The organism is Streptomyces sp. NPDC008313 (assembly GCF_042956125.1).
In the GTDB taxonomy this organism is placed as follows: Bacteria; Actinomycetota; Actinomycetes; order Streptomycetales; family Streptomycetaceae; genus Streptomyces.
Map to the genome: position 1 here is coordinate 104326 of NZ_JBIBFR010000026.1, position 11306 is coordinate 115631.

An 11306-nucleotide genomic window follows, 5' to 3' on the forward strand; every position below is an offset into this window, starting at 1 on the left:
CTACCGTGCCTCCTGGTCGCTGTCCGGGACCCGTGCGGCAGGCACCGACGGCCGTTCCGTCCGCGGCAGGCCCTCGCCCACCGTCTCGACGGCGTGGGAGGTACCCCCACTGTTCTGCCGGGCCCGCCGCTCACCGCGTACGCGCGCCGCGGAGTGCGGGCCGTCCCACAGCGTGCCGTCGGTCCGGTCACGCGGATCGGGGTCGATCAGCACCACACCGATCACCGTGATCCGCTGGTCCGCGAGCTGCCGCGCCACGGTGTGCAGCCATGCGGTGCTGCCGTGCCCGGCCCGTACGACGAGCACGGTCCGCGAGCCGAGGTATCTCAGGTCGGTCCACGCCGTGCCGGGCGCCACCGAGCCGACGCCGAGCCGGCGTTCCCCGGGCGCGACGGCCGCCACCTGCTCGCCGCCGACCACGGCCGGGCCTCCCGGCCCGGTGCGGCGCGAGAGCTCCGGGCCGGGCAGGCCGTCGACGACGACGACCGGCCCCCGGTCCGACAGTGCCCCGGCGAGGTCCAGGGCGATCGCGCCGGCGGTGCGGGCACAGCCCAGTTCGAGCAGCGACACCGGTTCCCCGAGGTCGCCCACGGTGCGCGCCAGAGTGCGGGTGAGCCGTTCGCGTGCCCTCCGGGTCCGCGGGCGCTGCCACCGCCCGCCTTGCCGGCGGCGCGTGCGGCGCAGTTCCGCGACGACCGAGGCGCCCAGGTTCGCCGCGATCTCCCGGCGCAGCACGGGCCGGTCCGCCACCACGGTGCCGACCGCGGCCAGCGCGAGCCCGACGAAGAGCCCGAGGACCGACCCGATCACGCCGTCGGTGACCACGGCCCTGGGCAGGGAGTGCCGTATCGCGCGCGGGGCGTCCACGATCTGCGTACCGGCGATGACCTTGGGCGTGCCGGTGCGCGCCTCCGCCGAGCGCTCGTCGAAGTCGGCGATGCGCGAGTTGAGTTCGGCCCGGCGGGCGAAGAGCGACTCCAGGCTCGCCGACGCCTTCGGGTCGCTCTCCGGTGTGCGGTCCCCGATCGCCTTGTTGACCTCGTCGAGCTCTCCCCGCATACGGTCGCGCTGGTCGAGCAGGGCCTGCGACTCGGCCTGCGCGGCCTGCCGCATCCGCTTCACGTGGTCCGAGACGAACGCCTGGGCCAGTGCCTCGGCGCGGGCCACCGCGTCCGCGTCGCTGTCGCCCGTCACCTCGATCCGCAGCAGGTTGTTCGTCAGGCCGGTGCCCCGGTAGTCCCGCAGGAAGTCCTCGGGGTCCTCCGCCGACTTCAGGGACCGCAGGGCCTTGTCGGCGATCCGCGTGGTCCCCAGCAGCTCGACGTCGGTGCGGATCAGCGTCCCGGTGTCGTTCGGCTGGTCCTCCTGGTGCGTGACCAGCACCTTGGTCACCGCGGTCGGAGGCGGCGGCAGCAGCACCGCCAACGCGGCGCCGGCCAGCAGCCCCAGCAGCGCCATGGAGTACCAGAGGCGGCGGCGCCTGCGCACCGCCACCACGAGCGCCTGCAGATCCAGCAGCGGAGCGGCGGCCGCCGGCTCGGAAGTCCTGTCCGTCGTCACACGGCACCTCCCGCCGCGTGTCCGCGCACCGCGAGCGCCTCGACGGCGTCGTCCGCCGGACGGCCGGCGGTACGCGCCGGACGGACCCGGACCGTGCCCGCGACGACGACGCCGACGACCTCGTGCCTGCCGTCCGCGCACGCCTCGGCGATCTGGGCGAGCTCCTCGGCGGTCCGGCTGCCGGCGCTGACCACGACCAGGGCACCGGACTCGGCGCCGCGGTCCGGCACCATCGGCAGGGAGACCGGGACCTCCACCACGCGCAGCGTGGGGTACTTCCTGCCCGCAGGGGCCGGGGAAGGATCGTTCCCGGCCTCGGCGACGAGCCGCTCGGCCGCCCGGCGGGCGACCCCGTCCCCGTCCGGCACGACCACCAGCAGCCGGGACGCGGGCAGCCGGTCCCGGAGACGGGCGCACACCCGCCGGTAGCGGAGCCTCATGCCGGCCTCGTCGACGGGCGCCTGCGGGGCCGGAACGTCCCACCGGGTGTCGATGCCGAGCAGCCGGCGCGTCCGGGCCCGCGCGCCGCGGGCCCCCGGACGGTGCGCGCGGCCTTCGTCGGGAACCCCGACCGAGCCCAGCAGCCGCGCACCGAGCGCGGCGGCGATCTCCGGTTCGGTGCGCATCCGGCGGTTCATCCGTGCGGCGGCGAGATGGCCGACGACCGCGAGCACGAGGAACAGCAGCGCCCCGGCGACGACGAACTGCGTCCTCGTCGGCGGCGCCTCGCCGGCCGGCCGGGCCGCGGGGCCCATGACGACCATGCCCGCCTCGTTGGCCGTCGGGTCGGCCTCGTCCAGTTTCTTCATGGCGTCCTGCAGCGCGGTGCGCAGCTTCTCCAGCTCGGTCCGGGCCTGCACGCCCTCCACGGTCCGCCCAGGGTCGGCCGCGTCGGCCAGGTCGGTGATGCGGCGGTTGGTCCGCCGCACCTCCTGCCGCAGCGCCTCGGGCCCCGCCGCGGCGTCGGGGTCGGTGCTGTCGCCCGCTATCCGGGCGGCGAACGTGACGAACTCCTGGGCCACCCGGTCGGAGAGCCGCTGCGCGCGCTCCGGTGTGCCGGCCGTACCCGAGATCTTGATGATGTTGCCGTCGGCGGCCTTGGCGCTCACCTGGTCACGCAGGTCGCTGCCGCTGACGCCGCTCCAGCGCAGCGAGGCGGCCACCCGGTCGACCACCGCCGAACTGCTCGCGATCTCCGCCTGGGTGAGCAGTTCGCGCTCCTCCCACTGCCCCGGCAGGAGCACCGACGCCGACGCCGTGTAGCGGGGCGGGAACAGGATCGAGGTGCCGTAGCCGACGAGCGCGCCCACCACGACGAGAACGGCGAGGAACCGGCTTCGCCGACGGAGCATCCGCCCGATCGTGACCAGGCGTATCGTGTCGTCGCTCAACGGCGCGGCCTTCTCCCCGTACGGGCCGGGCCGTCCGCCGCCACCGGGGCGCGGTCGCGGCAGGCGGCGGTGTAGGCGGCGAGCAGCGACGCCTGCGAGTTCCGCCAGGAGAGCTCCCCGGTGATCCGCTCCTGGCCCACCTTGCCCATCCGGGCCCGCTTCTCCGGGTCGTCCAGCAGCATCGCGACGAGCCCCGCGAACTCCGCCTCGTCGTCGGCACTCGCGTAGACGGCGGCGTCACCGGCGGAGACCCGCGCCTCCTTCAGATCGAACGAGACGACCGGCCGGGCCATCGCCATGTACTCCAGGACCTTGTTCATGGTCGACACGTCGTTGAGCGGATTGCACGGGTCGGGGGAGAGGCACACGTCCGCGGTGGACAGATAGCGCACCAGCTCGGCGTCCGGGATGCGCCCGGTGAACTCCACCTGGTCGGTGAGTCCGAGCCGCCGGGACAGCTCCACCATCGCGTCGAAGGCGTCGCCCGCGCCGACGAACACCGCGTGCCAGTCGGTCCGCCCGAGGTCGTCGCGCAGTTTCGCGAGGGCCCGCAGGGCGTAGTCGACGCCGTCCTGCGGCCCCATGACGCCCAGGTAGCACAGCAGATGAGGCTTGCCGCGCTTCAACTCCTCCTCGGGCGGCACCGGCTGGAACCGGTCGACCGCGGGAGCGCTGCGCACCACGAAGACGTCCTCGGGCCGCCGGCCGCCACGGCGCACCGCGACGTCCCGGTAACTCTCGTTCGTGGCCAGCACGATGTCCGCGGCCCGGTAGGTCCGCCGCTCCAGCGCGCACACGGCGCGGTACAGCAGGTCCTTGCCGCGGCCGAACCGCGAGAGGTACAGCTCCGGCACCAGGTCGTGCTGGTCGAAGACGAACCGCGCGCCGCGCCGCTTCAGCCACAGCGCCGGCAGGAAGAGGAGGTCGGGCGGGTTGCAGGCGTGGACCACGTCGACCGGGCCGACCTTGCGGGCCAGCCGGAACGTGTGCCACAGCGCCGACCCGTACTCCCGCAGGTAGCCGGCCGGTCCTCCGGTGGCCGCGCGTAACGGATAGCGGTGGATGCGCACCCCGTCGACGACCGTCTCGGCCTCCGTGTCCCGCTTGCTTCCCCGGGGGCAGATGACGTCCACCCGCCAGCCCGCGTCGCGCAGCGTCGTGCACTCCTGCCACACCCGCCGGTCGAACGGCACCGACAGGTTCTCCACCAGGACCAGCGCGCGCCGGCCCGTCCGGCCGCCGCCGGCTTTCTCGTCGAACGTGTTACCAAGCAAGACCCATGTACCCCGGTTCGGTTCGGCGCGCGTCGGCGTCGGGAAGGCGGACGAGATCGACGATCACCGGACCGTCGCCGTGGGGCAGCGCCGCGAGCACGGCCGGGTCCTTGGTCCCGACCAGGCACACCTCGGCGTGCTCCAGCACTTCCTCGACGGAGTCCGCGAGCAGGTGCGCGAGGTGCGGCAGACGGGTCTCGATGTACTCGCGGTTCGCGCCGAGCAGCCGCGACAGGCTCACGTTGGCGTCGTGGATCCTCAGGTCGTACCCCTTGCCGAAGAGCCGCTCCGCCAGCTCGACGAGCGGGCTCTCGCGGAGGTCGTCGGTGCCCGGCTTGAAGGACAGGCCGAACAGGCCCACCCGGCGCTTCCCGGTGCGCTCCACCAGCTCCACCGCGCGCTGCAGATGGTCGGCGTTGGAGGGCAGCACGTGGGACAGGATGGGCACCGACACGTCGGCCCGCTGCGCCGCGTGGACCAGGCTGCGCAGGTCCTTGGGCAGGCAGGAGCCGCCGAAGGCGAAGCCGGGCCGCAGATAGGCGGGGCTGATGTTCAGCTTGCGGTCGGCCAGGAAGACGTCCATCACCTGGTGCGAGTCCACCCCGAGCGCCTGGTACACCGCGCCCAGTTCGTTCGCGAAGCCGATCTTGAGGCCGTGGAACGCGTTGTCCGCGTACTTGATCGCCTCGGCCGTCGGGACCGGCACCCGGAACACCTCGCCGGGCAGGCCCTCGTACAGCTTCATCACCGTGTCGCCGCTCGCCGTGTCGAGCTCGCCGATGACCGTCTTGGGCGGGTCGAAGAAGTCCCGCACGCTCGTCCCCTCGCGCAGGAACTCCGGGTTGACCGCGACCCCGATGTCCACCCCGGCCGTGCCGCCGACGTACTTCTCCAGGATCGGCAGCAGCAGGCCGATGCAGGTGCCCGGGAGCATGGTGCTGCGGAACACCACGGTGTGCCGCCCGCCCCGCTCGGCCAGCGCGGCGCCGATCTCCTCGGTGACCCGCTCCAGATACGTGGTGCACAGGCTGCCGTTGGGCTCGGACGGCGTGCCCACGCAGACCAGCGACACCTCGCTGTCCCTGATCGCCTCGCGGACGTCGGCGGTGGCGCGTAACGCCCCGGACTCCACGACCTCGGCTATGAGCTCGCCGATCCGCTCCTCGACCACCGGGGCCTTGCCGTCGTTGACCAGGTCGACCTTCACCTGGTTGACGTCCACCCCGACGACCTCGTGACCCATGCCGGCCAGGCACGCGGCCGACACACAGCCCACGTAGCCGAGCCCGAAAACGCTGACTCTCATGACTCGTTCCTCCCCCCAGGCAGGCCCTGACGGCCTGCGTTCCGCGCGCCTTCGCGGCGCCCCCCGCGCATCAGTAGGCCCCGTGCCCGTACAGCACCGCACGCAGCGTCTTCCACAAGATCACCGTGTCCAGGGCGAGCGACCAGTCCTCCACGTACCGCAGGTCCAGCCGGACCGCCTCCTCCCACGGCAGATCGCTGCGTCCGCTGATCTGCCACAGGCCGGTGAGTCCGGGCTTGACCAGCAGCCGCCGCCGGATGTCCGGGCCGTAGGCGGCGGACTCCTCCGGTAAAGGAGGCCGTGGACCGACGAGCGACATCGATCCGGTGAGCACGTTGAACAGCTGCGGGAGTTCGTCGAGCGAGTACCGGCGCAGCACCGTTCCCACCCGCGTCACCCGCGGGTCCCGGCGCATCTTGAACAGCAGTCCGGCGCCTTCGTTGCGCTCGGCCAGCTCGGCCCGCGCCCTGTCGGCCCCGGCGACCATGGTGCGGAACTTGAGAATCGTGAACTCGCGGCCGTCCTTGCCGACCCTGCGCTGGCGGTAGAAGGCCCCGCCCCGGCTGTCCACCAGCACGACCAGCGCGACGAGGATCATCAGCGGCGCGAACAGGACCAGCAGGAGCGCCGAGCCCAGCCGGTCGACGACGCCCTTGATCGCCCGGCGGCCCCCGGTGAAGGTCGGCATGCTGACCCGCAGCAGCGGTATCCCGAGCACCGCGTCGACGTGCAGCCGCGGGCCGGCCACCTCCATCAGCACGGGCGCCACGACCATCTCGGCATCGCTGCCCTCGAGGTTCCAGGCCAGCCGCTGCAGCCGGTCCGGTGACCAGTGCGGGTCCGGTGTGACCGCGACGACGCGGTAGCCGTCACGGCGGACGTGACCGGCGACCTCCGCCAGCCGGCCGACGACCGGCACCCCGTCCAACTGGTCGCCGTCCGGTCCGAGACCGTCCGTCGTGCACACCGCCTCCACCCGCCAGCCGAGGTGCGGGAACTTGCGGGTGCGGGTGATCAGGTCGTGCACGGTGGCCCTGCTGCCGGCGGCGAGCACCGGTCTCAGGCACCGCCCCTCCTTGCGCTGCCGGTGCAGCCAGAGGCGCAGCAGATAGCGCGTGGTCATGGTGACGATCGCGATCGCGGGGACCGCGACGAAGATCCATAACTTGATGTTGCGCGAGGTGAGGGCTATTCCGCCGAGCGCGAGCACGACGGTCGCCGTGAAAAGGGAGCGGCCGAGCCTGCGGAATTCCTCGGCGCCCTGCCCGAGTACGACCGGAGCCCATGAACGGCTCACCGCGAGCGCCCCCAGCACCAGCAGCCAGGTGCCGAATGCGAGAATTCCCCACTTCTCGTGCCAGTTGGCCGCGTCCCGGGCCCCGAAGAAATTGCCTATCGCCGCCACCACGAAAGCGGTGGTCACGGCGTCGCTGGTGATCACGGTACGGCGATACCGTTGTTCCCAGTCGATCGTGGTGCCGCTGATCGCCCCGTCCGCAAGACGCCCGCGCGCCGTCGGAAACGGGCTGACTAATCCCCCCTGCCGCACAGAACCCCCCAGGTCCCAGTGGTTCGACGTGCTCGCCTAACACTGTTCCTCTCCCACGGAGGGCCCCCGCCCACCGCGTCGTTCATCCCCCGCGGAAGGCCCCCGCCCTCCGCGCACGACAATCCCCGCCCCCTAGGCGCCTCATGAGCAACCCACCCCGGCGACAGGGCGTCAGCCCGTGCCGCCAGACTCTCGAGGTACGCCAGAACCCGCGGAACTCCCGGCTGCTCCCCGCACCCGGGATCCCCTTACGGGCACCATGAATCGATCACTTCCGCGATCCGGCGCAGGGGACGTGACCGCCGGCCTGCCGAAGCGCCGGAACTCGAGATCATTCACTGATCGCCTCGTGGCCGAACCGCTGAAGCACGGTCAATCTAGACCATCGGGACGAGTATGTAGAGGGGATGTGTGCAATTCGTGTACGGCTTTGAGCCTTGAGTTACCGACGGGTAACTACCGTGGGCGCAGGCGCTCGACGCCGGTACGGAGCCCCGGTGCGGCGCTCGTCGCGAGCATTCCGGGGGCGGTCCGGGGGACGGCCGGGTCCCCGTGGCGAGGGCGCGGGAGGCCGCCGGCGGGTTCGCCGCGCCGGAGATTGGCGTGATCGGTGGGGTGCGGCTCGCGCGGCGGCGGACTCCGCTCGCGCCGGGCGGAGTGCGCAGGACCTCCGGGCCGCGCGGCCGCATCCAGGGCCGGTAAGTTCCTCGGCGGGGCGCACGGCGCTCACGACCGGTTCAGGACCCGTCGGCGTCCTCGCCACCGAGGCCGAACAGCCGGTCCTCGCTCCACCACTCCGGTGTCTCGTCGACGACCGGGATGAGCTCCAGCGGCGTCACCTCGTTGCGGCCCAGCACGAGGTCCACGTCGGCGCGACCGCCGGTGACGGGCACGCTCCGGTGGGAGCGGGCGGGTTCGGCGGCCTCGCGCAGGGCGTCGAGCCGGCGGTCGTCGGGGGCGAGCGGCCGCCCCATCTCTGCGCCTGGACGAGGCCCACCACTACGAGCTGGAGGCGGGGGACGGAGAGGTCAGCGTCGTCGCCCGGATCGGACCGCTGCGCCAGATCGTGGCCCGTCGGCCGGCCCCGGCCGGGCCGCAGCGCCTCACCGTGACGATCCGGACGTCGGACCTCGTACCCGCGTCGCCCGGACCGTGCACGGAACATCTCCCTCGGGGCCGCGTGGCGCCGTGCGGCGAGTCTAGGGGGCCTGCCGATCACCAAGGGGATGCCTCCGGGAACTCGTTGACGGCGTATCCGCTCCCGAATGCCGGCCATGAGAACTCAGGTGTTGCTCCACCCGGTCGTGCTGGAATACGAGTCCAGCAGGTCCACGACGAAGACCAGGGTCGACCCCGGCGGGATCAACGGCGAGGGCGACTGTTTCCCGTATCCGAGACGCGGAGGAACGATGATCTCGCGCCGACCGCCGACCTTCATCCCCCTGACTCCCCGGTCCCAGCCCTTGATGACCTTGCCGCCGCCCAGGGCGAACTTGAACGGCTGATCCCGGTCCCAGGAGGCGTCGAACTCCCTCCCGGACTCGAAGGTCACCCCGACATAGTGGACCCTGACCACCATGCCCGGTCCGACCTCGGCTCCGTCCCCGATGACCAGGTCCCGGATCGTCAGCTCGGCAGGGGCGTCGCCCGTCGGAACGTGGACCTCGGGCTTCGTCCGTTCACTCATCGCAGCCTCATCACTTTCCGTCGGAAGCCGTAGGCCCGGCCGGCCGGACACATGGACACCCCATGCGGCAGAGGGCCACGCTACCGAGCGTGCCGGTCCGCGCCTTCGCTTCTCGACCGCGGCCCCGCGTGCCGCCGCCCTTCACCGCGCCTGACGGGACGTCGGGTAGGCCGGCGTCACTCGGCCTCGGTCCCGCACGTTCTTCGCCCCGGCCCCGGCGCCGGACCGGCTGCCCCGGCTGTCCGGCCGGTGCAGACGCGCGCGGGCGGGGTGCCTGGTCGCAGCAGCGCAGGATGCTCCTGGGGCCTTCGGGTTCAGGGCGTGTCGATGTAGAGTGTGGGACGCCCTTGACCTGCAAAAAGCTGGCAGGGAGCCGTCTTCCCAGGAGTTCGACATGCTGCGCACCATGTTCAAGTCCAAGATCTAGCATTTGGACGTTCGCGCAGGTCAAGGGCATGATGGAAGCCCCTCAGGTCAGCATGCGGCGCAGCTCTGTCTCCGCTTGCTGACCTTCCGCCCTCTGCGCAGCGCCTGTGCATGGTTCTCGCTCCCGTTCGGAAGGTTCGACGTGGCCCGACAGCTCGCCCGCGGCATGGGGTCCTTCTTCAAGGACTGCGACTGCGCCAAGCCAACCCGTTGCCTGCACCCGTACACGATTCGGTTCAGGGACGCGCTGGGCAAGCAGCGCGAGGAGTCCGGATACGGCACGCAGGACGACGCTATCGAGCGCCTCACGCAGCTCTACGCCGAGAAGAAGAATACAGCGCCATCAGTCGCCGAGGCGCGGCGGGAGCTAGGGCAGCTGACGGTCGAGGAATACGCGAAGCAGTGGCGACCCCGACAGCGCAAAATGACGGAGTACTCGACAGGCGAGCACATCGACAGCTCGATCAATGTGCACATCGTTCCTCTCCTCGGATCGCGCAAGGTGAACTCCGTTACGCCGATCGTGGTCGAGCGCTTTTTGGACGAGCTGGAATCCGACGGCGTCGGCCGCGGAAATCAGGTCAACATATTCCGCACCCTCAAGGCCATTCTCCGTGACGCTTACGGAAAGGGCGCCATGGCGGATGATCCTGTCAGGGGGGTTCAGGAGCCGGAGTACATACGTGAGTTGGTTGTCATCCCCTCTCTCGACTACGTGAAGAAGGCGCTGACGGTCGCCGATGAGGATCTTGCGCTCGAGATCATCATGATGGCGGGCTGCGGCCTGCGTAATGGCGAGGCTCGGGCGGTGAACGTAAACAACGTCGTCGCGAACGACGTATACCGCGTGCACGAGCAGATCCACTCGAACACGCACAAGCCAGCAAAGCTGAAGCATCGCAAGGCAGGCGAGTTCAGGGAGGTTCCGCTGCCGCGCTCGGTGCGGGAGGCGATGGAGCGCTACGCGGAGCAGCACGGAACCACGAAGGATGGCTACTTGCTGCGTGGCCCCAGCGGGTACTACACGGAGCCAATGGAACGCCGACGTGTGCAGCGGCTCTTCGAGAAACTTCGTGCGGCGGACGGTGTCGGCATGTACGGCTTCCGGCACTACTTTGCATCGAACGCTCTTGGAAACGGCATACCCATCACCGACGTAGCGGAATGGATGGGGCACAAATCCATTGAGGAGACGTACCGCACCTACCGGCATCTGATGCCGGGGAGCATTACCAAGGCTGCTCGAATCCTGGACGCCGGTCTCTGGGAAGCGGCCTAAAAGCAGATGCGCCGTCGGTTGTCTGCCTTGCTGGGCGCCCGACGGAGGCACCGTCCGTGTGCGGGATGTGGGCTGGGCCACTCGCCCAAATGACGCAGTACATGCATGCGCGCCTCCCTAGATGGTCGACCCGTGTCCGGGGTCTTCCTCCGTGGCGGAGACGTTCGGCGTGGTCTGGCCGCGCTCGCGGCTGCGCCTAGGTCACCGCCGCTGGCCGATCATTGCTGGGGTGTTGTTTCCGTCGGCTGCCGACGGGCGGCTGGAGGGACTCCGCCTGTGGAGAGGTTGATCGCAAGGCGCTGTTCGCCGTGCACAGCCCGACGATGATTTTGTGCACTGCCTCCGTCGTCGCGGCTCAGCGCTTGGTCGCGCTTGGTGAGCGAAGGGGCGACGGGGGCGCCTGTCAGTGTGCGCTGAGAGAATGAGGGAGTGGCAGGTTATGTGTTCGGCTTTCATGTCCCTCGGGTGTGCAGGGTGCGGGGTGAGCGTGTCGCCGCTGAAGATCTGATCGTGCAGGCCGCCGAAGCGTTCCGAGCGGACGATGATGACGTGGTCATGGATGCAGGGCGACTTCGTCAGGGAGCCTTGGCGCTTCCCGCTGTCGTCGCAGCGGCAGGGGCCATGGTCGTGTTGGGAGAGCCGGGCGCTGGGAAGACTTCCGTGCTGAAGCAGCTCACCAATGGGTTGCCCCGTGTCTTCGACACCTGGAGCGGAGACTCCGATGCATGCCTTTGGGTGATATTGATCAGAAACGGTTTGGGTTCTGGGTCGTTGGATCGGGTGTGAGCGATCTGGTGGGGGACGCGCGGCATCTGTCGCCGTCGGCGCAGGAGG

The 11306-nt window shown here is 70.8% G+C and carries 9 protein-coding genes and 1 pseudogene; 3 read left to right on the top strand and 7 right to left on the bottom strand.

From position 1 onward, the window contains the following. The 6 genes from ACFY93_RS28925 to ACFY93_RS28950 all read right to left on the bottom strand — a co-directional run bounded on the left by ACFY93_RS28925 (position 1) and on the right by ACFY93_RS28950 (position 8054). Complete coding sequence (locus ACFY93_RS28925; RefSeq protein ID WP_391364393.1) at positions 1–1560, bottom strand: Wzz/FepE/Etk N-terminal domain-containing protein; 1560 nt, start codon at positions 1558–1560, stop codon at positions 1–3. Beyond that, positions 1557–2951: a Wzz/FepE/Etk N-terminal domain-containing protein gene (locus ACFY93_RS28930; protein WP_391364395.1), complete on the bottom strand. Its 1395-nt coding sequence runs from the start codon at positions 2949–2951 to the stop codon at positions 1557–1559. Before ACFY93_RS28930 ends, ACFY93_RS28925 begins: the two co-directional genes overlap by 4 nt. Further along, the gene (locus ACFY93_RS28935; RefSeq protein ID WP_391364397.1) at positions 2948–4225 is read right to left on the bottom strand and encodes a glycosyltransferase; all 1278 of its coding nucleotides are present in this window, start codon (positions 4223–4225) and stop codon (positions 2948–2950) included. Before ACFY93_RS28935 ends, ACFY93_RS28930 begins: the two co-directional genes overlap by 4 nt. Beyond that, complete coding sequence (locus ACFY93_RS28940; RefSeq protein ID WP_391364399.1) at positions 4215–5531, bottom strand: nucleotide sugar dehydrogenase; 1317 nt, start codon at positions 5529–5531, stop codon at positions 4215–4217. The genes ACFY93_RS28935 and ACFY93_RS28940 overlap by 11 nt, the downstream gene beginning before the upstream one ends. 70 nt (positions 5532–5601) lie before the next feature. Then, complete coding sequence (locus ACFY93_RS28945) at positions 5602–7080, bottom strand: exopolysaccharide biosynthesis polyprenyl glycosylphosphotransferase (protein WP_391364401.1); 1479 nt, start codon at positions 7078–7080, stop codon at positions 5602–5604. Positions 7081–7817: 737 nt separating this feature from the next. Continuing rightward, positions 7818–8054: a hypothetical protein gene (locus tag ACFY93_RS28950; protein ID WP_391364403.1), complete on the bottom strand. Its 237-nt coding sequence runs from the start codon at positions 8052–8054 to the stop codon at positions 7818–7820. Between the two features lie 2 nt (positions 8055–8056). On the opposite strand from ACFY93_RS28950, the pseudogene ACFY93_RS28955 reads away from it, so the two are divergent. Further along, positions 8057–8227, top strand: a pseudogene (locus tag ACFY93_RS28955) (glycoside hydrolase family 43 protein); the annotation flags it as partial. 135 nt (positions 8228–8362) lie between these two features. On the opposite strand, the gene ACFY93_RS28960 reads toward ACFY93_RS28955, so the two are convergent. Next, on the bottom strand, positions 8363–8767 hold the full coding sequence (locus ACFY93_RS28960) for an FKBP-type peptidyl-prolyl cis-trans isomerase (protein ID WP_391364404.1): 405 nt from the start codon (positions 8765–8767) through the stop codon (positions 8363–8365). A 568-nt stretch (positions 8768–9335) separates the two neighbouring features. Here ACFY93_RS28960 and ACFY93_RS28965 point away from each other — a divergent pair. Continuing rightward, positions 9336–10472, top strand: a complete 1137-nt coding sequence (locus tag ACFY93_RS28965; protein ID WP_391364406.1) for a tyrosine-type recombinase/integrase — start codon at positions 9336–9338, stop codon at positions 10470–10472. A gap of 429 nt (positions 10473–10901) precedes the next feature. Next, positions 10902–11258 (top strand): hypothetical protein, encoded by a 357-nt coding sequence (locus ACFY93_RS28970; RefSeq protein WP_391364407.1) that lies wholly within the window; start codon positions 10902–10904, stop codon positions 11256–11258. Positions 11259–11306: the final 48 nt, after the last annotated feature.

What these genes read in the sequence shown, in the direction of transcription:
- ACFY93_RS28940 (WP_391364399.1), bottom strand. Translation starts at nt 5,531, where the DNA reads ATGAGAGTCAGCGTTTTCGGGCTCGGCTACGTGGGCTGTGTGTCGGCC.
- ACFY93_RS28950 (WP_391364403.1), bottom strand. Translation starts at nt 8,054, where the DNA reads ATGGGGCGGCCGCTCGCCCCCGACGACCGCCGGCTCGACGCCCTGCGC.
- ACFY93_RS28960 (WP_391364404.1), bottom strand. Translation starts at nt 8,767, where the DNA reads ATGAGTGAACGGACGAAGCCCGAGGTCCACGTTCCGACGGGCGACGCC.